This window comes from Erwinia rhapontici (genome assembly GCF_020683125.1).
Classification (GTDB): Bacteria; Pseudomonadota; Gammaproteobacteria; order Enterobacterales; family Enterobacteriaceae; genus Erwinia; species Erwinia rhapontici.
The window spans coordinates 4,500,801-4,523,089 of record NZ_CP085627.1; the positions used below are offsets into that span (position 1 = coordinate 4,500,801).

Below are 22,289 nucleotides of genomic sequence, written 5' to 3' on the forward strand. Positions count from 1 at the left end.
TACGACGTAAAAAATTTGCGCAAGATAATGCACCAATTGTACACAATCACCCAGGCTTCGCACTAAGAACCTGTAACACTCGGTGGTAAGCAGCATCAGGCTGTTCGCTGTCAAGCCAGTGAACTTCCTTCCAGCCGCGTAACCAGGTCATCTGTCGTTTCGCCAACTGCCGGGTTGCGCAAATTCCCCGATAAACCATGTCATCGTAATCAATTTCACCGGATAAAAATGACCACATCTGGCGATAACCAACACAACGAATGGAAGGCATGTCCGTATGCAAATCACCTCGGGCAAAAAGCGCCCGAGCTTCCGCTTCAAATCCTGACGCCAGCATCTGATGATACCGCTGCTCAATACGCTGATGAATCAGTTCACGGCTCGCCGGTGCGATAGCAAACTGTGAGACATCATATGGCAGGGGATCGCCCGACGTTTTTGTCAGTTCCGTTAAAGTTTTACCCGAAATAAAAAAAACTTCCAGTGCTCGCGAGAGTCTCTGGGGATCATTCGGATGAATACGACTTCCAGCAACGGGATCTACATCACATAACTGGCGATGAAGGGCTTCCCAGCCTTCTTCGTTCGCCATCTGCTCAATACGCTGACGTACCTCTGGATCGGCCGAGGGCAACGGCGATAATCCTTCCAGTAACGCCTTGTAATAGAGCATGGTGCCTCCAACAAGCAACGGAATATTTCCCCGCCGGGTAATTTCCGCCATTTCGGCCAGTGCATCGCGCCGAAATTCTGCGGCCGAATAGGCCTCAGACGGATCGCGTATGTCCAGCAAATGATGGGGCGCGAGCGCAAGTTCTTCTGCGGATGGCTTGGCGGTACCAATATCCATCCCGCGGTAGATCAGCGCTGAATCAACACTAATCAGCTCTACCGGTAACGCCTGACGCAATGCAATTGCCAGAGAGGTTTTACCGGAGGCCGTAGGCCCCATCAAAAATATTGCCTTAGGCAGGCCAGCCATGGATTGTTCACTCATGCTTCAGGGCGTTCATCGCCGATTCAATATCGATGTATTGCAATAATCCAGAAGGTGGCGACTTCACTAACTGCGGGCAAAGTCGTTCGACTTCAGCCAGCAAGGTAATCGCCTGCGAGTGATTCCAGTGCTGATGTTCAGAAACCGACTGGCGCGCTAACCACTGCGCCGTCTGGCTCGCTGAAGCATCTTGCTGCCGGGCCAGATACCCTAACATTTCTGGAATCAAGTTTTGTAAATTTTGTTGGCGTAATGGTAAAGGCACGGCGCGTAACATCACATGATGAGCGTCAAACAGCAGGTCAATGCCCATCTCGCTCAATAAGGCAGCATTTCGGTTACCTGCCTCGCGCTCTGCCTTCTCCAGCTTCAATCGGACCGGAATCAATAGCGGCTGAGGTTTCAACCCCTCGCTACCGGGCTCCAGCTGTGTCTGTTTCAACCAGCGCTCTGCCACTGCCAGCGCGATTAATGCCACACCCGATGTTCCGTCAACCAGCGCATACTGTTCACGTACTACCGTCAGCACTCGCCCAAAGCTGTGCACATGCCCGCTCAACGGTGCCGGTTTGTCTTCTTTTGCGGCGACCGCCACGGGGCGCGGCTCTTCACTGCGTGCCGGGGTGTTCAATAGTTGCTGATAGACGGCACCTTCACGTTTCTGATACTGCGGCTCCTGCCGCTGCCAGCTATTGCCGCCGCTCCCGGTATTTCCCGCCGGGGCAGCACGCGGTAGCGTCGCCGGCGCAGGTTCAGCAAAATGATTCCCCCCTGCCGCCTGGCGGTTTTCCGGCTGCCAACGTTCGGCAGAGGCAGAGGACATTTCAGGCAGTGTTTCAGCACCGGTTTCCTGTAATACACTCACCACGCCTTGATAAATAAAGTCATGCACCAGGCGCGACTGATGAAAACGCACCTCATGCTTCGCCGGATGTACGTTGACATCCACCTGATGCGGGTCAATTTCCAGATACAGGACATAAGCAGGCTGATGCTGCTCCCCCAGTTTGTCCTGATAGGCCTGACGGATAGCGTGATTGATCAAACGGTCACGCATCATGCGGCCGTTAACATAGCAATATTGTAATTCCGTCAGCGCTTTTGACCCCACCGGGTCAGCCACCCAACCGCGTAAACTCAGATCGCCGTGCTGCCATTCAATGGCAAGGGCGTGAGTCATAAAAGCGGTGCCGCAGATGGCCGCCACACGGCGCTCACGCTGCGTACTATCACTGACGCCGCGATACTGACGCACCAGCTTTCCGTTGTGGGTGAGGGAGATCGCCACATCAAAGCGTGCCAGCGCGATACGCCGGATCACTTCATCAATGTGGGTAAATTCGGTTTTTTCGGTGCGCATGAATTTGCGGCGCGCCGGGGTGTTATAGAACAAATCCAGCACTTCCAGCGTGGTGCCTACCGGGTGCGCCGCCGGTTTGACGGTCACCGCCTGATCGCGCCCTTCGGCATAGGCTTGCCAGGCTTCGCTCTGCGCTTCCGTTCGCGATGTCAGGATCAGACGCGACACCGAGCTGATACTGGCCAGCGCCTCGCCACGAAATCCGAGGCTGATAATCGCCTCAAGATCGTCCAGCGTCGTGATCTTACTGGTGGCGTGGCGCGCCAGTGCCATCGCCAGCTCATCTTTAGTAATGCCGCAACCGTTATCACGAATGCGGATCAGCTTTGCGCCGCCTTTTTCGATATCGATATCAATGCGCGTTGCGCCCGCATCCAGACTATTTTCCACCAGCTCTTTCACCACCGATGCCGGGCGTTCAACGACTTCACCAGCGGCAATCTGATTAGCAAGTTGTGGCGGTAATACCTGAATGGGCATGATTTATCCTTAGAAAAGGGCCAGGCATGCCTGCCCCCTGGGGAGGGGCGAGGTATGCCCCGCACGAGATTATGACGCCGGAATTTTTAATGTCTGGCCAAGCATCACATTCTGAGACTTCATCTTATTCGCCTGCTGGATAGCCTGCGGGCTAACGCCATATTTCGCCGCAATCGCCGTCAGCGAATCGCCACGGACCACTTTATGCAGGGCCGGCTTTTTGCTTTTTGCCACACTGGCGATGGCGGCCGTTTTACTGCCTGCTGGCACTTTCAGACGCTGTCCCACCCACACCACATCTTTTTTCAGGGTGTTCATGGAGCGCAGTGTCGACATGCTGACACCGTAGCTGGCGGCGATACCGGATAACGTTTCACCGCGTTTCACCACATGGCGCTGCGTTGCGCCAGTGTATTCGGTCGCTGTTGGTGCCGGGTTAGCCTCGACTTCAACCGCCGTTGCGGCTTGCAACGGTCGGTTTTCCTCCTTTGGGATCGATTGTAGCGGGTGCGCCAGGAAGTAGTTGCGCAGGCCTTTATAAATCGACTCGGCAATCTTCTGCTGGTAAGCGCTACTGCCAAGCAGTCGCTCCTCCGAAGGGTTACTGATAAAGCCGGTTTCCACCAGCAGAGAAGGAATATCCGGCGAGCGCAATACGCCCAGGCTGGCATGTTCCGGCCGGCGTTTGTGCAGTGCGCCTACGCGTTGCAACTGCGCAATCACTTTCACTGCCACATCGTAGCCGACACGCTGCGAATGGCCGAACTGTAAGTCCAGCACTGCCTGGCTCAGGTAGGGATCGGCCTGGCTGTTGGCTAACAGGTCACCTGCCCCCCCCAACAGTTCTGATTGCTTCTCATGCTGCTCCAGCCAGCCTGCCATTTCACTATTGGCACGACGGTTCGACAGCACCCAGACCGATGCCCCGGATGCTGAGCGGTTAGGTGCGGCGTCAGCATGAATAGAAACCAGCATATTCGCATTCTGTTTACGCGCCACATCCGAACGCCCCATCACGGAGATGAAGTAGTCGCCGTCGCGGGTCATCACCCCTTTAAACATCGGGTCGGCATTGAGCAGCTCTTTCAGCTTACGCGCAATCGCAATGGTGACGTTTTTCTCTTTCAAGCCACCGCCGCCAATGGCACCGGGGTCCTGACCACCGTGACCGGCATCGATCGCCACAATCACCGTATCGTTGCTACTGGCCGCGCTGCGCGGGCGTGCGACCTGATTGCCGCTGCTGACCGACGTCACCGGATTAGCATCAAACGGGCTTTTCCCAGGCTGACTGGCTGGACGTGAACGGGAGACACTGCTGACTGGCGCATTGGGGCTGGCGGTTTGTGCGGCAGGCTGCGTACCTGTAATGGTAAACACCACGTTGTAATTATTGCCGTTACGCTGGGTGACCGCACGCGTTTTCCCACGCTGGGTGAGCTCAAAGACAAGCCGGATACTCTGGCTGTCTTTCGCCGTACTGGAACGAATGCGTTTGACAATATTTTCACCGCTGAAATTCAGCGGCAGCCCTTGAACAATCCCGCTCTGGCGAATATCCAGCACCACCCGGTCCGGGTTATGCAGCGGGAAAAAGGCATAGACGGGCTGACCGGCAAAGCTCAGGGTCACTTCCGCCTGGTTACTGCCGTTCGAGACTTTAATATCCGATAAATTTGCCGCCAGTGAGCTAAATGAACAGCAGAACAGCGCCAGCAGACACCAGGCTTTCAATCGCAACATCATGCGCCACCCTGCTCAGCGGTCATCCGCGCCAGCATCACTTCACCCGCAGGCGAGCAGGCACGCAATAAGGCTTCGCGCGCATGCCCCTGATAACTGAGGTGCAGTTCCAGATCCGGCTCGGGCAGAACACCCGCGCCCTGCTGCGGCCATTCGACCAGACACAAGCTGTCAGGGCCAAAGTAATCACGAATTCCCATAAACTCCAGTTCTTCCGGGTCAGACAAGCGGTACAGATCGAAATGATAAACCCGGCGATCCGGCAGGACATAGGGCTCAACCAGTGTGTAGGTAGGGCTTTTCACATTGCCCTGATGGCCGAGTGCCTGCAAGAATCCGCGGCTGAAAGTGGTTTTACCCGCCCCCAGATCGCCATAGAGATAGAGGGTCGCCGCGCCATCACAGGCGCGGGCCAGGCGGGCACCCAATGCGAGGGTTGCTGCCTCATCGGGCAACGCAATTACACAGGTCATCATTCTTTAGTATTCGAGATCTCAGGATTGACAAACAGATACAGCTCGGAGAACAAATCGGTGGCTAACATTCCGCGTGTACCGCGACGTTGCGCCACTGCGTCTGCCGCCGCTCCGTGCACTACGCATCCTGCGCAGGCGGCATCGTACAGTGAGAGCTTTTGCCCTGCCAGGCTGCCGATGATACCAGATAACACATCTCCCATTCCCCCGCTGGCCATACCGGCGTTGCCGACATCAGCAATCGCCAGTTCGCCCTGCTCGCTGGCGATGAGCGTCCCGGCACCTTTCAGTACCACAACGCCACCATAACGCTTTTGCAGACGCCGTACAGCCAGTAAGCGGTCACTCTCAATATCGCTAACTTTAGTGTTCAAGAGCCTTGCGGCTTCGCCGGGATGCGGCGTAATAACCCGATTTTGACGTTTATCGGGGCTGATTGCCAGCAGGTTAAGCGCATCGGCGTCCCAAAGCATCGTTTTCTGAGTATTTTCTACCTTTTTCAAGGCTTTCTTACCCCATTCACCCTGGCCAAGACCGGGGCCAATCACAATGACATCAGCCCATTCCAGGTCTGCATCCAGCGTCTCTGCCGTCATCTCCTGCACCATCAGCTCGGGCCGTGCAGTCAACAGCGGGCCAACATTCTCAATGTGAGTAAGCACTCGCACCAGCCCTGACCCCGAACGTAATGCGGCCTCAGCCGTCATTCGAATGGCCCCGGCAGTGCCATGATCGCCCCCGATAACCAGCAGTCGCCCGTGATCCCCTTTGTGCGAGGTGGGACGACGAGGCGGCAGCCAGGCGGCCAGATGATGAGCATCGTAACGCGCGATGGGCGCAGACCGGGTCTGCAACCACGCATCAAGATTCAGACTGTGGCAATGTAGCTGACCGACATGGTCACGCGCCTTACCCGTTAGCAAACCTGGTTTTAGCCCCACAAATGTCAGCGTGTGTTGGGCATCTATTACCACTCCGGGCACTGTCCCGTTAGCAGCCACTAACCCGGAAGGAATATCCAGAGAGAAAACCGGCGCAGTATGGTGGTTTGCCTGCTCAATAAGACGGTCACAGGGAAAAGCAGGAGGGCGATTGAGACCGGTACCCAGCAGGGCATCAACAATGACATCTGTCTTTTCTGGCCATGCAAACGAGACATCGTGGATCACGCCTCCGGCCGCAAGCCAGTTTTCACGTGCCTGACGAGCTTCCTCCGGCAGCGCGCTGTCACTCTCCACCGCAATCAGCGTCACCTCCACACCGGCCGCCTGCGCCAGGCGCGCCACCACAAAACCGTCACCACCGTTGTTACCCGGTCCACACAGAATCACCCAGCGTTGCGCATGCGGCCACTGCTGGCGTAGCAGACTGAAGGCAGCCTCCCCCGCTCGCTGCATCAATTCAAACAGGGTGATACCCAGACTGTCCGCCCCCTCGCGCTCCAGCCCGGCTATCGCCTCCACAGGCCAGACAGAATAGGGTAAACTAACCGGGTCATTTTGCTGGTTCAGGTTATTCATGTCGCATCCTCTCGATTTCCATCAACTCGCTCTGGATATTAAACAGTGGGGGCTTGACCTCGGCTTTCAGCAGGTGGGTATCTGTGATACCGACTTAACGCTGGAAGAGCCGCGTCTTCAGGCCTGGCTGGATAAACAATATCACGGAGAAATGGACTGGATGGCGCGTCATGGCATGATGCGCGCCCGTCCCCATGAACTGCTTCCCGGCACGTTACGGGTGATCAGCGTGCGGATGAATTATCTGCCCGCAAAAGCCGCTTTTGCCAGTACGCTAAAAAATCCCCGCCTCGGTTATGTCAGCCGTTATGCCCTTGGCCGCGATTACCACAAAGTATTACGTAATCGACTGAAAAAGCTTGGCGATATGATCCGCGAACACTGCAGCGAGGCTCAGTTCCGGCCCTTTGTCGATTCAGCCCCGCTGCTGGAACGCCCCCTGGCCGCCAAAGCGGGCCTGGGTTGGACAGGCAAACATTCGCTGATCCTCAATCGTGAAGCGGGTTCGTGGTTTTTCCTTGGTGAATTACTGATCGACCTGCCGTTACCGGTAGATGAACCGGTAGAAGAAAACTGCGGGCGCTGTGTTGCGTGCATCACCACCTGCCCAACGGGCGCGATTGTCGAACCCTATACCGTTGATGCCCGCCGCTGTATCTCCTACCTCACGATTGAGTTAGAAGGCGCGATCCCGGAAGAGTTTCGTCCATTAATCGGAAATCGTATTTATGGTTGTGATGACTGCCAGCTGATCTGTCCGTGGAACCGTTACGGCCAGCTCACCGATGAAGATGATTTCAGCCCGCGCGCGGTGTTACACGCCCCACCGTTGATCGAACTTTTTGCCTGGGATGAAACGAAATTTCTGCGTATCACGGAGGGATCGGCTATCCGACGCATTGGTCATCTGCGCTGGTTGCGTAATATTGCGGTAGCACTGGGCAATGCTCCCTGGGATGAAAAGCATCTGGCGGCGTTGGAAACACGACGTGGCGAAAACAGCATGCTGGATGAGCATATCGACTGGGCTATTGGCTGCCAGTTAGCACGACGTGAAGAAAACAGGGTTGACGTTCAGAGCAACCAGCAAAAACGTCTGGTGCGCGTCATTGAAAAGGGTTTACCGCGTGATGCTTAATTGCACAACATGCTGAATATTACCCACGCGAAATCTTTTCCACATGCTGTGAATAAAAATAAAAAGTCGTTGTCATTCAACCGTCACAGAAACCACAAGTGATCCAGATAACAATTTGAAATATTCACAATAATAGATAAAACAGCAAGTTACGCATTACAGCTAATTAGCGGCTGTTTTTTCGCGTGCGAAGATCAACAACATAGGCTGTGGATAAGTCTGTTTAAAACATTTTTGGCCCATGTAAAAACGGGCTACCGCACTGCGCTTAGCGCTGTGGATAATTTGGAAGGCAATTGAGAAAGATTTTTATTTGGAGCGGGAAACGAGACTCGAACTCGCGACCCCGACCTTGGCAAGGTCGTGCTCTACCAACTGAGCTATTCCCGCTTAGGAGTACTGCTGAATTTCTGCGCTAAACATCTTATAACTACTTGATTGTTTTAGCTTTTAACTCTTCCTTCCGGAGGAGAGGTCGCTATTATGGACCCGTTTGCTGATGCTGGCAAGACTTGCGTGAAAAAAATTTAATGCCGATCGTGGCCTGTACAATTTTCGCACATAAGTACCCTGCACGGCGGCATTCGCTGACCACTGCAGGAAAGGCATGGCTTATCTTCAGGCATAAAAAAAGAGCCTTTCGGCTCTTTTTCTACAGGTTGTAGACGATACATCTTGTCTACAATCAAAATTTTGGAGCGGGAAACGAGACTCGAACTCGCGACCCCGACCTTGGCAAGGTCGTGCTCTACCAACTGAGCTATTCCCGCTTGGGTGGTGCTTTACTGCTTTAAAAATTGGAGCGGGAAACGAGACTCGAACTCGCGACCCCGACCTTGGCAAGGTCGTGCTCTACCAACTGAGCTATTCCCGCTCTGGGTAACGATGAAAATTCTTCACCGGTACGGGGTGCGCATTATACGAGAATTCTCTCTCCTCGCAACCCTGCCACTAACATTTTTTGTTTTTTTTCTTCCGACTGCCGATTAAAACGTCATTGCGCTGATTTAATCGGCATTTTTGAGCCATTTATCGGGGTTTCCCCCTTTTTCATCCAGATCGTTAAAACATCACAGCTGAATGAAATGCTCGCGGTAATAGGCCAGTTCTGCCACGGACTCGCGGATATCGTCCATTGCCTGGTGGGTGCCCTGCTTTTTGAACCCTGGCAGGATCTCCGGTTTCCAGCGACGCGCCAGCTCTTTCAGCGTGCTGACATCCAGGTAACGATAGTGGAAGTAGGCTTCCAGTTCCGGCATATATTTGAACAGGAAGCGGCGATCCTGGCCAATGCTGTTGCCACAGATCGGAGAACTGTTGATGGGCACCCACTCTTTCAGGAACGCAATCGTGGCCTGCACGGCGGCTTCTTCATCGTACTGACTGGCTTTAACACGCTCGACCAGGCCGCTGTTGGTGTGCGTGCGCACATTCCACTCGTCCATTAACGCCAGTTGGGCATCGGACTGGTGGACAGCAAGTACCGGCCCTTCCGCCAGGATATTCAGATCGGCATCGGTCACCAGTGTGGCGATCTCAATAATACGGTCCTGCTCCGGGTCCAGCCCGGTCATTTCAAGGTCAATCCAAATCAGGTTGTTGGCATTGGCAGTCATAGTACGTCTCACAATGTATACTCGAATGATGCAGAGTATAGGGCTGCAGGGTTAAGTAGCGTGTATGATAGTCCTTTTGCCCTGTCAGGGCGAAATATGCAAAACCGGTGTGAGGAACAGTGACTAAAAACAAACTATCCAAGGGTCAGCAACGTCGCGTAAGTGCCAACCACGATCGTCGCCTGAAGCAGCGTGCCGATAAACCTGAGCCAGATGACAATCTGTTCGGTGAAGTTCGCGATGGCGTGGTGATCAGCCGTTTTGGTATGCATGCTGATGTGGAAGATGCGGATGGTTCCGTTCACCGTTGTAACATCCGCCGCACCATTCGTTCGCTGGTGACCGGTGACCGTGTGCGCTGGCGTCCAGGCGTTGAAGGCGGTGCCACCGTTAAAGGTATTGTTGAAGCCGTTCATGAACGTACCTCGGTACTGACCCGTCCTGATTTCTATGACGGCGTGAAGCCCATTGCGGCCAACATCAATCAGATTGTGGTGGTCTCGGCTATTTTGCCGGAACTGTCGCTGAACATCATTGACCGCTATCTGGTGGCCTGTGAGACGCTGGGCGTTGAGCCATTGCTGGTACTGAATAAAACCGATTTGCTGGATGATGAAGGCCGTGCCTTTGTTGATGAGCAAATGGATATCTATCGTCATATTGGCTACAACGTGCTGATGGTATCCAGCCATCGTAAAGAGGGGCTGGTTGAACTGGAGCAGGCACTGACCGATCGTATCAGCATCTTCGCCGGGCAGTCTGGCGTGGGGAAATCCAGCCTGCTGAACGCTCTGCTGGGGCTGGAACTGAGCCATGCTGAGATCCTCACCAATGACGTCTCAGATAACTCAGGCCTGGGTCAGCACACCACCACCGCCTCCCGTCTCTATCACTTCCCGCAAGGCGGTGATGTGATTGACTCCCCAGGCGTACGTGAATTTGGTTTGTGGCATCTGGAGCCGGAACAAATCACGCAAGGATTTGTCGAATTCCGTGACTATCTGGGTGGATGCAAATTCCGTGACTGTAAACATGACAACGATCCCGGCTGCGCGATTCGCGAAGCGGTGGATAAAGGTGAGATCAACGAATCGCGTTTCGTTAACTATCACCTGATTCTGGAAACCATGTCTGAAGTGCAGGGTAAAACCCGTCGCTTCACCACGGACAAAAACTGATTGCACCTGCCCGCGTGGCGTGAACCACCTGCAGCCGCCCTGAGAGTCAGGCAATAGCCTAAACCTCCGGGCGCTGCTACAATCCGCCCCCTTTTATTTTAAAGCGCTATACCCGTCTGATTTGAGCCAGGAGGCTAACGTGTTAGATCGTATTAAACTCGGCCTGAATAACTTACTGCCTAAAAAAGCCCTGACTGAACTGGCCGGCTGGGGTGCCAGCAAGCGCGGTGGATGGCTGACCAAAGCAGTGATTGATGCTTTTGTCTGGTACTACAAAGTGGATATGAAAGAGGCGCAGAAGCCTGATACCGCCAGCTATCGCACCTTTAACGACTTTTTCGTCCGCCCGCTGCGTGACGATGCGCGTCCGATTGAAACGGACCCGAACCTGCTGATCCTGCCTGCAGATGGTGCTATCAGCCAGCTCGGCCATATTGAAGGTGAGCAGATTTTCCAGGCCAAAGGCCATACCTATTCGCTGGAAGCACTGCTGGCAGGCAACGCCGCGATGACCGATATGTTCCGTGATGGCGAGTTTGTCACCACGTACCTCGCACCGCGTGACTACCACCGTGTCCATATGCCGTGTAATGGTATCCTGCGTGAAATGATCTACGTTCCGGGCGATCTCTACTCCGTGAACCCACTGACCGCGCAGAACATTCCCAACCTGTTTGCGCGTAATGAACGCGTCATCTGTCTGTTTGATACTGAATTTGGACCAATGGCGCAGATTCTGGTGGGTGCAACCATCGTGGGCAGTATTGAAACCGTATGGTCCGGCACCGTTACGCCACCCCGTGAAGGAGTGATCAAACGCTGGAGCTGGCCAGGTGCCGATGCCGAAGGTTCTGTCGTGCTGTTGAAAGGCCAGGAAATGGGCCGTTTCAAACTGGGATCTACCGTCATCAACCTGTTCGCACCAGGCAAAGTGAAGCTGGCTGAAAGCCTGGCGGCAGAAAGTAAAACCCGTCTTGGCGCCACGCTGGCCATCGCACTGCAGAAAGAAAGTGCGGAAGACGTCCTCCACCATCCATAGCGAATTGCCATGTCACGTCTGATTCTCACTTTTTTATTAGGCTGGAGCTTACTCCAGCCGGTTTATGCCGCCAGCGCACCGGATGCATCGCTGATCAAACAGCAGCTGGAAGAGGCGAAGTCAGACAAGACGTCGGCGAATCAGACGGCTATCGTCGATGCCCTGCAATCCACGCTAACCTGGCTGGACGAGCGTCAAAACTCGCTCAACCTCACGCAGGATTACCAGCAGGTCATTGACGATTTTCCTAAACTTTCCCGCGAGTTACGTCAGCAGGTCGTCACGCTGACGGACAGCAGTAAGCCCCTGCGCAGCAACATGAGTGCCGCTGACCTTGATCAGGAGATCTTACAGGTCAGCAGCCAGCTGCTGGAAGAGGGCCGCCAGGTGCAGCAGGAGCAGGATCGCGCGCGCGAAATCAGCGATTCACTTTCCCAGTTACCGCAGCAACAAACAGAAGCCCGCCGGGCGTTGAATGAGATCGAACGGCGTTTACAGGGGCAACCCGCCCCGACCACACCGCTGGGCCAGGCACAGCTGGCACAGCGTCAGGCTGAGTCTGCGGCACAAAAAGCCCGGGTCGATGAACTCGAACTGGCACAGTTATCGGCTAACAATCGCCAGGAACTGGCGCGTATGCGCGCCGAAGTCCATCAGCGTAAAGCCGCCAGCCTGGATGCTTACCTACAGGATTTACGTAATCAGCTGAACAGCCTGCGCCAGCGTGAAGCTGAAATGGCGCTGGCCCGCACCGAACAGCTGGCAGAAAACAGCGGTGATATGCCCAAAGGCATCACCGAACAGTTCCGCGTTAACCGTGAACTGTCCAGCGCACTGAATCAGCAGGCGCAGCGTATGGATCTGGTGGCGTCGCAGCAGCGCACCGCCGCCAATCAGACCATCCAGGTTCGTCAGGCACTGAGCACCATCCGTGAACAGTCGCAATGGCTGGGCGTATCCAATGTGCTGGGCGAAGCGCTGCGTGCGCAGGTGGCTCGTCTGCCAGATATGCCAAAACCTCAGCAGCTGGATAACGAAATGGCCCAGCTGCGCGTCCAGCGTCTCTATTATGAAGACCTGCTGGAACGTCAGAAATCGCTGCTTCAGCTGCGCCAGGATGACAACAGCAATCTGACCGCAGAACAGCGACGCATTCTGGATGCGCAGCTGAAAACCCAACGCGAACTGCTCACCTCCCTGCTCTCCGGCTGCGATAACCTGATCCTTGGCGTGACCAAGCTAAAAGTCGGTAACAGCCAGCTGGTGGATGCGCTAAATGAAGTGAAAGAAGCCACGCACCGCTATCTGTTCTGGACGGCCGATGTCAGCCCGGTGGACTTCAGCTACCCGCTTGATCTGGCGCGCGACCTGCACCGTCTGCTGTCGCTGGATACCCTGGGCCAGCTGGGTGGCGCAATGGTGATGATGGTCACCAGCCGCGAAACCGTGCTGCCTCTGCTGGGCGCGATGCTGCTGGTCGGCTTCAGTATCAGCTCGCGCCGCCATTTCCGTAAATTCCTTGAACGCGCCTCCAGCAAGGTCGGCAAAGTCACCCAGGATCATTTCAGCCTGACACTGCGTACCGTGTTCTGGTCGATTCTGGTGGCGTTACCGCTGCCGGTGCTGTGGGCGGCACTGGGTTACGGTTTACAGCATGCCTGGCCCTATCCTATCGCCATCGCCATCGGTGACGGCGTGACCGCCAGCGTACCGCTGCTGTGGGCCTTTATGGTCAGTAATACGTTTGCCCGCCCGCAGGGTCTGTTTATCCTCCATTTCCGCTGGCCACAAACCCGCGTGGCACGCGCTATGCGTTTCTACACGCTGTGCATCGGCCTGGTCGTGCCGCTGATGATGATGCTGATCGCCTTCGATAATCTCGAAGATCGTCAATTCTCAGCCACCCTCGGGCGCCTGTGTTTTATCCTGATCTGTGGCGCGTTAAGCCTGGTGACCGTCAGCCTGAAGCGTGCCGGTATCCCGCTTCACCTCGACAAAGAGGGCAACGGTGAGAACTTTATTAATAACGTGCTGTGGAACGCGATGATCGCCATTCCGATGATGGCGGCACTGGCCTCATGCATCGGTTATCTGGCCACCGCGCAGGCCCTGCTGGCACGTCTGGAAACCTCGGTGGCCATCTGGTTACTGCTGCTGGTGATTTACCATATTATTCGCCGCTGGATGCTGATCCAGCGGCGACGCATCGCTTTTGATCGCGCCCGTCAGCGCCGTGCTGAAATCCTTGCTCAGCGTGCACGCGGCGAAGAAGAAGTGGCGGCACAACAGACCGCCGTCGATAGCGTGGATGTGGAAGAGCCGGTCATTGACCTTGATGCCATCAGCGCACAGTCATTACGCCTGGTACGCTCAATCCTGACGCTGATTGCGCTGGTCTCCGTCATTGTGCTCTGGTCAGAGATTCACTCCGCCTTTGGTTTCCTGGAAAATATCCGCTTGTGGGATGTCAGCACCACCGTTCAGGGCGTCGAAAGCCTGCAACCGATCACGCTCGGATCGGTGATGATCGCAGTCCTGGTGCTGATCATTACCACCCAGTTGGTGCGCAATATGCCTGCCCTGCTGGAGCTGGCGCTGCTGCAACACCTTAGCCTGACGCCAGGGACCGGTTATGCGATCACCACCCTGACGAAATATCTGCTGATTCTGATTGGCGGCCTGGCGGGGTTCTCGCTGATTGGTATCGACTGGTCGAAATTACAGTGGCTGGTCGCCGGTTTAACCGTGGGGCTGGGCTTTGGGCTGCAGGAGATCTTCGCCAATTTTATCTCTGGTCTGATCATCCTGTTTGAGAAACCGATCCGCATCGGGGATACCGTCACGATCCGCGAACTCACCGGCAGCATCACGCGGATTAACACCCGTGCCACGACGATTACGGACTGGGATCGCAAAGAAATTATCGTGCCGAATAAGGCCTTTATCACTGAACAGTTTATCAACTGGTCGCTGTCGGACTCCGTCACCCGCGTAGTGCTGACGATCCCGGCACCGGCTGAAGCCAACAGCGAAGAAGTGACCAACGTCCTGCTGACGGCTGCACAGCGTTGCAGCTACGTGCTGGATACACCGCAGCCGGAAGCGTTCCTGGTGGATTTACAGCAGGGTATTCAGCTGTTTGAGCTGCGCATTCACGCGGCAGAAATGGGGCACCGTATGCCGCTGCGCCATGAGCTGCATCAGTTGATCCTGCGTGGCTATCAGGAACACGGGCTGGAAATGCCGTTCCCACCGTTCCAGGTTCGTATGGAAACTATTGGGCGTAAAACCCCGGCCAGCAACGGCGCACCAGCGGCAAGAAACTACAAATCGGGCGGGTTATAAGAATCTGAACCACGGGGCGATCGGAAAAAATAATCGCCCCCGACACCCAAGGGCTGACCTTGTTTTTCGGTCAGCCCGTTTCACCCCGCCGAGGAATTAACAACGGTCGACGGTGAACGCGATCACATCACTGAGCTGCTCTGCTTTCAGTGCCAGCATCACAATACGATCAACCCCTAATGCCACACCGGAACACTCCGGCATACCGTGCGCCAGCGCATCCAACAGGTGGGTATCAATCGGCTGCACGGGCAGACCCGCAGCCGCACGCTTACGGTTATCCTGCTCAAAACGCAGACGCTGTTCACGGCTGTCGGTCAGTTCACGGAAACCATTCGCCAGCTCAATACCTTTGAAATAGACCTCGAAACGCTCGGCCACGCGATGATCTTCCGTACTGATCTCTGCCAGCGCCGCCTGACTGGCCGGAAAGTGATAGACGAACGCCGGTTTCTCTTTACCGATTTCAGGTTCCACACCCAGCATAAACAACAGTTGAAGCAGCGTATCGCGATCTTCTTCACGATGGGCGAGATCGCCAGCGCCCAGTTTTTCAGCCGCTTCGCGCAACTGCGCTTTGTCAGCAGACAGCGGGTCAATCTCCAGATGACGAATAAACGCCTGCTGGTAGGAAAGCGTCTCGGCCGGAGCACACTCCAGCACCTGTTGCAGCAGATCGTCCACCTCGTTCATCAGGCGGTACATATCGTAGTGCGGGCGATACCATTCCAGCATAGTAAATTCGGGATTATGGTGGCGCCCCATCTCTTCATTACGGAAACTGCGACACAGCTGGAAAATCGGCCCGCTGCCTGCGGCCAGCAGACGCTTCATATGGTATTCAGGGCTGGTCATCAGATAAAGATCGATACCGGCAGCGGCACCTGGGCCAACAAACCGGGTCTGGAATGGGAACAGATGCACATCGGTCACCGTCGCCTGGCTCATGGCCGGGGTCTCCACTTCCAGTACGCCACGATCGGCAAAGAAACGCCGGATTTCAGCCATGATCGCCGCACGCTTTAATAAATTGGCGATAGATGCACTTGGCTGCCAGCTAGCCGAATCGCTCATCTTTTTTACTCCAAAGTCAGTAGGGGCAAGAAGTCTACCTGTCCGGGCCGCAACACACAATTCTACGTCGAAAAAACCAGCAACACGCTTTCCACAAAAAGTGAAGGGTTTTTATCACTTACCCGCCGAAATGCCCGAACACATCAAATTGGCGCCATTTTAACCCCCTTATACTGGGCCGCGACTGTCGGGTAGAGCCACCCGCTTTGCCTCTGGAAAAATCTCAAACACAAAATACCCACCATGGTTCGCGTGGCAGAAAAACAGGCAACACACATGTTGCGCGACGTATGCAGGGTATAAGGGAGAAAATTGTGCAAACCCTGAATGCCGATTTAGTCATTGTTGGTGCTGGTGGAGCCGGGCTGCGTGCTGCGATTGCCGCCGCAGAAGCCAACCCGCGATTGAAGATTGCTCTGATCTCCAAAGTCTATCCGATGCGCAGCCACACTGTGGCCGCCGAAGGCGGTGCCGCCGCCGTCACTCAAGAGCAGGACAGTTTCGATTCTCATTTTCACGATACCGTTGCCGGGGGCGACTGGCTGTGCGAACAACCCGTGGTGGACTACTTTGTTCAGCACTGCCCGCAGGAAATGGCGCAAATGGAGCAGTGGGGCTGCCCGTGGAGCCGCAAAGAAGATGGCTCCATCAACGTCCGTCGTTTTGGCGGAATGAAGATTGAACGCACCTGGTTTGCCGCCGATAAAACCGGCTTCCATATGCTGCACACCCTGTTTCAAACCTCGCTGAAATACCCGCAAATCCAACGGCTTGATGAGCATTTCGTCCTCGACCTGCTGGTGGACGATGGCGTGGCGCACGGTCTGGTCGCGATCAACATGATGGAAGGCACGCTGCTGGAAGTACGCGCACAGTCAGTGATCCTCGCGACCGGCGGCGCGGGCCGCGTCTATCGCTACAACACCAATGGCGGCATTGTCACCGGCGATGGTATGGGCATGGCGTTTCGCCACGGCGTCCCACTGCGCGATATGGAGTTTGTTCAGTACCATCCCACCGGCCTGCCGGGTTCCGGCATTCTGATGACGGAAGGCTGCCGTGGTGAGGGCGGTATTCTGGTCAATAAAGACGGTTACCGTTACCTGCAGGATTACGGCATGGGGCCGGAAACTCCACTCGGGGAGCCAAAAAACAAATATATGGAGCTAGGCCCGCGCGACAAGGTTTCCCAGGCTTTCTGGCACGAATGGCGTGCAGGGCGCACCATCGCCACACCACGCGGGGATGTCGTCTATCTCGATCTGCGCCACCTCGGTGAGAAAAAACTGCGCGAACGTCTGCCGTTTATCTGCGAACTGAGCAAAGCCTATGTCGGCGTGGACCCGATTACGGCTCCGATCCCGGTGCGTCCGACCGCGCACTACACCATGGGCGGCATTGAAACCAACGCCGAGTGTGAAACGCGTATCCAGGGTCTGTTTGCCGTGGGTGAATGTTCCTCCGTTGGACTGCACGGGGCGAACCGCCTCGGCTCTAACTCGCTAGCAGAACTGGTGGTGTTTGGGCGCCTGGCGGGCGAGCAAGCCGCACAGCGCGCTTCCCAGCCACATCCGGTGCGGGATGCCGCACTCAGCGCTCAGCGCAACGACATTGAAAAACGACTGCACGGGTTGGTGAATCAGCAGGGCAGCGAAAATGCGGCCACGCTGCGTGATGAAATGGGCATGGCGATGGAAGAAGGCTGCGGCATCTACCGCACCACGGAGCTGATGCAAAAAACCATCGATAAGCTGGCGGAGCTGAAGCAGCGTTTTTCTAACCTGCGTGTGACCGACACCTCCAGCGTGTTCAATACCGAACTGCTGTACGCCGTTGAACTGGCCCACGGGCTGGATGTGGCGGAGTGTATGGCGCATTCAGCCATTCAACGTAAAGAGTCTCGCGGCGCACACCAGCGGCTGGATGAAGGCTGCACCACACGCGACGACGAACACTTCCTGGCGCATACCCTGACCTTCTTCAACCCGCAGGGAGCGCCTTCGGTCGCTTACGATCCGGTGACCATTACCCATCTGCCGCCTGCTGCGCGCGTGTATGGCGCGGCCTCTGAGGGCAGCACCCACAAGGAGCCTGGTCATGAGTGAGAGCAAAAGCCGTCAAATCAACATTATGCGCTACAACCCAGAGACAGACCGCGTCCCGCGTAACGAGATTTTTGACGTTCCCTGGGATGAAACCACCTCGCTGCTTGATGCCCTCGGCTATATCAAAGACAACCTGGCTTTTGATCTGTCGTATCGCTGGTCATGTCGTATGGCGATTTGTGGTTCTTGCGGGATGATGGTGAATGGTGTCCCCAAACTGGCGTGCAAAACCTTCCTGCGCGATTACCCGGCCGGCGTCAAAGTAGAACCACTGGCAAACTTCCCGATCGAACGCGATCTGGTGGTGGATATGACTCACTTTATGGAAAGTCTGGAGGCGATTAAGCCCTGGGTGATTGGTAACCCGCGGGAGGCCAGCGAAGGCCCGGGCCTGCAAACCCCGGCGCAGATGGCGAAATATCATCAGTTTTCCGGCTGTATTAACTGCGGTCTGTGCTATGCCGCCTGCCCACAGTTTGGCCTGAACCCTGAATTTATTGGCCCTGCGGCGATCACCCTCGCCCACCGCTATAACCTCGACAGCCGTGACCGGGGTAAAGCACAGCGTATGCCGCAGCTTAACGGCATTAATGGCGTCTGGAGCTGTACCTTTGTCGGCTTCTGCTCCGAAGTGTGCCCAAAACACGTCGACCCGGCGGCGGCTATCCAGCAGGGCAAAGTGGAGAGCAGTAAAGACTTCCTGATCGCCACCCTGAAACCCCATTAAGGAGGCTGTAAATGACCTCGAAACGTAATGCGTATATCCGTCCTATGTCAGGAAGCTGGTGGCAGTCGCTGCCGTTCTACCGTCTGTATATGCTGCGCGAAGGCACCGCCATTCCCGCGCTGTGGTTCAGTATTGAGCTGATTATCGGCCTGTTTGCTTTGAAGATGGGGCAGGAAAGCTGGGAAGGTTTTGTCACCTTCCTGCAGAACCCCATCGTCCTGCTACTGAATCTGGTGGCACTCGTCGCCGCCTTGCATCACAGCAAAACCTGGTTTGACCTGGCCCCAAAAGCACAAATTATTATCGTTAAAGGGGAGAAGCTACCGCCGGAACCGATCATTAAAGGGCTATGGATCGTGATGATTATTTTAAGCGGCGTTGTACTGGCCGTGTCGCTGCTGGCTTAAGGAGTGATAATGAACACACAACCGCAACGTTCTGATGAGCCCATCTTCTGGGGCCTGTTTGGTGCCGGGGGCATGTGGGCTGCATTGGTCAGCCCGGTGATCGTTCTGCTGATCGGCTTGTTGCTGCCGCTAGGCTGGGCACCGGCAGAGACGTTCAGCTATGAGCGGGTTCTGGGATTTGCTCAGTCACTGCCTGGCCGAGTCATCCTGCTGCTGGTGATTGTGATGCCGCTGTGGTGCGCACTGCACCGCCTGCACCATAGCCTGCATGACCTGAAACTGCATATCCCTGCCAGCAAGTTGCTGTGCTACGGGATTGCCTCGCTGTTAAGCGTAGTAGCATTAATTGGCGTGATCGCCGTGTAAATCTATACTCAAGCCATTCGATCATTAAGGAATGGCTTATTTATATGTCGCTATGGAAAATGTTCACCGCAGGTGCCGGGGCGCTGCTCTCGGTTGCCTGCTCTACCACCCCGCCGCAAGGCGTTACCCCCATTTCTGGATTCAATGCCGAACGCTATCTTGGAAGCTGGTATGAGATTGCGCGCCTGGACCACCGTTTTGAACGCGGCCTGGAGCAGGTGACGGCAACCTACAGCAAACGCGACGATGGCGGGCTGAAAGTGGTTAACCGTGGCTTTAATACGCGCAAACAGCGCTGGCAGGAGAGTGTAGGTAAAGCGTATTTTACCGGCCCTTCTGATCTGGCCGCACTCAAAGTGTCATTCTTCGGACCGTTTTATGGCGGCTATAACGTGATTGCGCTGGATAACGATTACCAGCACGCGCTGGTGTGCGGGCCGAATCGGGACTATCTGTGGATTTTATCGCGGACGCCGCAGCTGGAAGACGGGGTAAAAACAGAGTTACTGGCTAAAGCACGCGGAGCAGGCTTTGCCGTGGATAAACTGATTTGGGTTAATCAGCGCTAACAAAGCTATCGCCGGTGCACCGCACCGGCCTTTCACACAGATTAATTCGTGCTTTTCTGAATTGCCTTACCACCCGCCTCAACATCTTCACCCACGCCGCGCGTGGTATTACAGGCAGAGAGTACGGAAGAGAGCACCAGAACAGAAAGAAGGGCAACAATACTTTTCTTCATAGCAATTTCCTTTTAATTAGAGATAAAGCACAGCGATGTAAGCATAGCTGTAATTTATGCGCTTGCCTGTATGGCAAAGCAAAAAGGGAATTTTTCAGACCAGAAGACGTTATTTATTGGCTGCATCGGTAATGGCACCGCCGAGATGCTGCACATCTTCGCCAAAGCCGTGGAAGGTATTACAGGCGCTGAGCGCGCAGGTCATCAACAATGCAACAGCTATGAATTTCAACATATACTTAAACTCACATCGTCAAGGATAAGGGCCTGACGGGCAGGCCCTCACTGGTTCGGGCTTATTTTACGCGTGAAACGTATTCGCCAGAACGGGTATCAACTTTGATCACTTCGCCAATCTGCACGAACAGTGGCACTTTCACTACCGCACCGGTAGACAGTGTCGCTGGCTTGCCGCCAGTCCCTGCGGTATCACCTTTCAGGCCCGGATCAGTATCCGTGATTTCCAGCTCAACGAAATTCGGTGGTAACACCTGGATCGGTTTGCCGTTCCACAGGGTCACGATACACTCAGCGTTGTCGAGCAGCCATTTTGCTGCATCGCCCACGGTTTTCTCTTCAACAGGATGCTGCTCGAAGCTTTCCGGGTGCATGAAGTGGTAGAACTCGCCGTCGTTGTACAGGTAGTTCAGGTTAGTATCTACTACATCAGCGCCTTCAGCGGAGTCGGTAGATTTAAAAGTTTTCTCAACACGCGTTCCGGTCAACAGACGACGCATTTTTACGCGTGCGAATGCCTGGCCTTTACCCGGCTTAACAAACTCGCTTGATTCGATGGCATAAGGCTCGCCTTCGAACATGATTTTAAGACCGGGACGGAAATCGTTGCTAGAATAAGTCGCCATAAAGGCCCTCTACAATTTATTACTGGTACTTAGCCAAAAAAATGGCACACATTGTAACCCTAAATACCCCTGTGCGAGAAGAATGGTTGCATCAACTTGCCGATGTAATCACTGATCCGAATGAATTACTGCAACTTTTAGCGTTGCAGCATCACCCTGATCTGGTTTCAGGCCATGACGCACGGCGTCTTTTCGCCCTGCGCGTCCCCCGGGCCTTTGCTGCACGCATGCGCAAAGGCGATCCGCAGGATCCTCTGCTGCTACAGGTTATTACCTCGCAGCAGGAGTTCGTTGATGCACCGGGTTACAGTACCGATCCGCTGGATGAGCAGAGCAGTGTGGTGCCGGGTCTGTTACATAAATATCGTAATCGTGCGTTATTGCTGGTCAAAGGCGGCTGTGCCGTCAATTGCCGTTACTGTTTTCGCCGCCATTTTCCGTACTCTGATAACCAGGGCAATAAACGCAACTGGCAGCAAGCCCTGGAGTATATCCGACAACAGCCAGAACTGGATGAGATTATTTTCTCCGGCGGCGATCCGCTGATGGCAAAGGATCACGAGCTGGACTGGCTGATCGCAGAACTGGAACAAATTCCACATATTAAGCGCCTGCGCATCCACAGCCGTCTGCCGGTGGTGATCCCTAAACGCATCACCGAAGCGCTGTGCCAACGGCTTGCACAGTCACGCCTGCAAACGCTGATGGTCACCCATATCAACCACGCGCAAGAGATCGACGACGACCTGCGCCATGGTATGCGTATGCTAAAACGTGCGGGTGTGACGCTGCTGAATCAGAGCGTGCTGCTACGGGGCATTAACGATGATGCCACCACGCTGGCCGCACTGAGCAATGCGCTGTTTGATGCCGGGATACTTCCTTATTACCTGCATGTGCTGGATAAGGTGCAAGGCGCAGCGCATTTCTACGTTGATGACCAGCGCGCACGCGCCATTGTGCGTGAACTGTTAGGTAAGGTTTCGGGTTATATGGTACCGAAACTGGCGCGGGAGATTGGGGGTGAGCCGAGCAAAACACCGCTCGATTTACAGTTACGTCAGGAATAGATGCGGCGGCATTGCAGCAATAAAAAAGGGTGCGCTTAAAGCC

At 55.1% G+C, this 22,289-nt stretch carries 20 protein-coding genes and 3 tRNA genes; 10 read left to right on the forward strand and 13 right to left on the reverse strand.

Annotated elements, in window-relative coordinates; translation table 11 throughout:
- Nucleotides 1-46: 46 nt before the first annotated feature.
- The 5 genes from miaA to nnr all read right to left on the reverse strand — a co-directional run bounded on the left by miaA (nt 47) and on the right by nnr (nt 6,576).
- Complete coding sequence (gene miaA / locus LJN55_RS20800) at nt 47-997, reverse strand: tRNA (adenosine(37)-N6)-dimethylallyltransferase MiaA (protein WP_133842558.1); 951 nt, start codon at nt 995-997, stop codon at nt 47-49.
- The gene (gene mutL / locus LJN55_RS20805) at nt 990-2,837 is read right to left on the reverse strand and encodes a DNA mismatch repair endonuclease MutL (protein WP_227535182.1); all 1,848 of its coding nucleotides are present in this window, start codon (nt 2,835-2,837) and stop codon (nt 990-992) included. The genes miaA and mutL overlap by 8 nt, the downstream gene beginning before the upstream one ends.
- Nucleotides 2,838-2,906: 69 nt before the next feature.
- Complete coding sequence (gene amiB / locus LJN55_RS20810; protein ID WP_227535183.1) at nt 2,907-4,583, reverse strand: N-acetylmuramoyl-L-alanine amidase AmiB; 1,677 nt, start codon at nt 4,581-4,583, stop codon at nt 2,907-2,909.
- Nucleotides 4,580-5,056: a tRNA (adenosine(37)-N6)-threonylcarbamoyltransferase complex ATPase subunit type 1 TsaE gene (gene tsaE, locus LJN55_RS20815; RefSeq protein WP_133842561.1), complete on the reverse strand. Its 477-nt coding sequence runs from the start codon at nt 5,054-5,056 to the stop codon at nt 4,580-4,582. The genes amiB and tsaE overlap by 4 nt, the downstream gene beginning before the upstream one ends.
- The gene (nnr, locus tag LJN55_RS20820) at nt 5,053-6,576 is read right to left on the reverse strand and encodes a bifunctional ADP-dependent NAD(P)H-hydrate dehydratase/NAD(P)H-hydrate epimerase (protein WP_227535184.1); all 1,524 of its coding nucleotides are present in this window, start codon (nt 6,574-6,576) and stop codon (nt 5,053-5,055) included. The genes tsaE and nnr overlap by 4 nt, the downstream gene beginning before the upstream one ends.
- Between nnr and queG the strand changes: the two genes are divergently transcribed.
- Nucleotides 6,575-7,714, forward strand: coding sequence for a tRNA epoxyqueuosine(34) reductase QueG (queG, locus tag LJN55_RS20825; RefSeq protein ID WP_227535185.1), 1,140 nt, complete (start codon nt 6,575-6,577; stop codon nt 7,712-7,714). The genes nnr and queG overlap by 2 nt on opposite strands.
- Nucleotides 7,715-8,028: 314 nt before the next feature.
- On the opposite strand, the gene LJN55_RS20830 is transcribed toward queG, so the two are convergent.
- The 4 genes from LJN55_RS20830 to orn form a co-directional block, all read right to left on the reverse strand.
- A tRNA-Gly gene (locus LJN55_RS20830) sits at nt 8,029-8,104 on the reverse strand.
- Nucleotides 8,105-8,408: 304 nt separating this feature from the next.
- Nucleotides 8,409-8,484 (reverse strand) — tRNA-Gly (locus LJN55_RS20835).
- 28 nt (nt 8,485-8,512) lie between these two features.
- A tRNA-Gly gene (locus tag LJN55_RS20840) sits at nt 8,513-8,588 on the reverse strand.
- Between the two features lie 196 nt (nt 8,589-8,784).
- Nucleotides 8,785-9,330: an oligoribonuclease gene (gene orn, locus LJN55_RS20845; RefSeq protein WP_133842744.1), complete on the reverse strand. Its 546-nt coding sequence runs from the start codon at nt 9,328-9,330 to the stop codon at nt 8,785-8,787.
- A gap of 119 nt (nt 9,331-9,449) precedes the next feature.
- Between orn and rsgA the strand changes: the two genes are divergently transcribed.
- From rsgA to mscM, 3 genes are all read left to right on the forward strand, one after another.
- Nucleotides 9,450-10,508, forward strand: coding sequence for a small ribosomal subunit biogenesis GTPase RsgA (gene rsgA / locus LJN55_RS20850; protein WP_133842564.1), 1,059 nt, complete (start codon nt 9,450-9,452; stop codon nt 10,506-10,508).
- A 139-nt stretch (nt 10,509-10,647) separates the two neighbouring features.
- Complete coding sequence (gene asd / locus LJN55_RS20855; protein ID WP_133842565.1) at nt 10,648-11,547, forward strand: archaetidylserine decarboxylase; 900 nt, start codon at nt 10,648-10,650, stop codon at nt 11,545-11,547.
- Nucleotides 11,548-11,556: 9 nt separating this feature from the next.
- Nucleotides 11,557-14,892 carry a miniconductance mechanosensitive channel MscM gene (gene mscM, locus LJN55_RS20860; protein WP_227535186.1) on the forward strand — a complete coding sequence of 1,112 codons (3,336 nt, stop codon included), beginning with the start codon at nt 11,557-11,559 and terminating at the stop codon, nt 14,890-14,892.
- A 96-nt stretch (nt 14,893-14,988) separates the two neighbouring features.
- On the opposite strand, the gene epmA is transcribed toward mscM, so the two are convergent.
- Nucleotides 14,989-15,966 (reverse strand): elongation factor P--(R)-beta-lysine ligase, encoded by a 978-nt coding sequence (epmA, locus tag LJN55_RS20865; protein WP_133842567.1) that lies wholly within the window; start codon nt 15,964-15,966, stop codon nt 14,989-14,991.
- Between the two features lie 314 nt (nt 15,967-16,280).
- Between epmA and frdA the strand changes: the two genes are divergently transcribed.
- Genes frdA through LJN55_RS20890 form a run of 5 tightly spaced genes read left to right on the forward strand, consistent with a single transcriptional unit; the run spans nt 16,281 to nt 20,140 of the window.
- A complete protein-coding gene (gene frdA / locus LJN55_RS20870) occupies nt 16,281-18,071 on the forward strand; it encodes a fumarate reductase (quinol) flavoprotein subunit (protein WP_167864320.1) in 1,791 nt (596 codons plus the stop codon).
- A complete protein-coding gene (locus LJN55_RS20875; RefSeq protein ID WP_227535187.1) occupies nt 18,064-18,798 on the forward strand; it encodes a succinate dehydrogenase/fumarate reductase iron-sulfur subunit in 735 nt (244 codons plus the stop codon). The genes frdA and LJN55_RS20875 overlap by 8 nt, the downstream gene beginning before the upstream one ends.
- Before the next feature lie 11 nt (nt 18,799-18,809).
- Nucleotides 18,810-19,205, forward strand: coding sequence for a fumarate reductase subunit FrdC (gene frdC, locus LJN55_RS20880; protein WP_159336790.1), 396 nt, complete (start codon nt 18,810-18,812; stop codon nt 19,203-19,205).
- 9 nt (nt 19,206-19,214) lie between these two features.
- Nucleotides 19,215-19,571 carry a fumarate reductase subunit FrdD gene (gene frdD / locus LJN55_RS20885; protein ID WP_407647764.1) on the forward strand — a complete coding sequence of 119 codons (357 nt, stop codon included), beginning with the start codon at nt 19,215-19,217 and terminating at the stop codon, nt 19,569-19,571.
- Nucleotides 19,572-19,615: 44 nt separating this feature from the next.
- A complete protein-coding gene (locus LJN55_RS20890) occupies nt 19,616-20,140 on the forward strand; it encodes a lipocalin family protein (protein ID WP_133842571.1) in 525 nt (174 codons plus the stop codon).
- A gap of 41 nt (nt 20,141-20,181) precedes the next feature.
- On the opposite strand, the gene LJN55_RS20895 is transcribed toward LJN55_RS20890, so the two are convergent.
- The 3 genes from LJN55_RS20895 to efp all read right to left on the reverse strand — a co-directional run bounded on the left by LJN55_RS20895 (nt 20,182) and on the right by efp (nt 21,176).
- Complete coding sequence (locus LJN55_RS20895) at nt 20,182-20,313, reverse strand: entericidin A/B family lipoprotein (protein WP_133842572.1); 132 nt, start codon at nt 20,311-20,313, stop codon at nt 20,182-20,184.
- A gap of 109 nt (nt 20,314-20,422) precedes the next feature.
- Nucleotides 20,423-20,548, reverse strand: a complete 126-nt coding sequence (locus LJN55_RS20900; protein ID WP_133842573.1) for an entericidin A/B family lipoprotein — start codon at nt 20,546-20,548, stop codon at nt 20,423-20,425.
- A gap of 61 nt (nt 20,549-20,609) precedes the next feature.
- Nucleotides 20,610-21,176, reverse strand: coding sequence for an elongation factor P (efp, locus tag LJN55_RS20905; protein ID WP_133842574.1), 567 nt, complete (start codon nt 21,174-21,176; stop codon nt 20,610-20,612).
- Between the two features lie 41 nt (nt 21,177-21,217).
- On the opposite strand from efp, the gene epmB reads away from it, so the two are divergent.
- Nucleotides 21,218-22,246, forward strand: coding sequence for an EF-P beta-lysylation protein EpmB (gene epmB / locus LJN55_RS20910; protein WP_227535188.1), 1,029 nt, complete (start codon nt 21,218-21,220; stop codon nt 22,244-22,246).
- Nucleotides 22,247-22,289 lie beyond the last annotated feature (43 nt).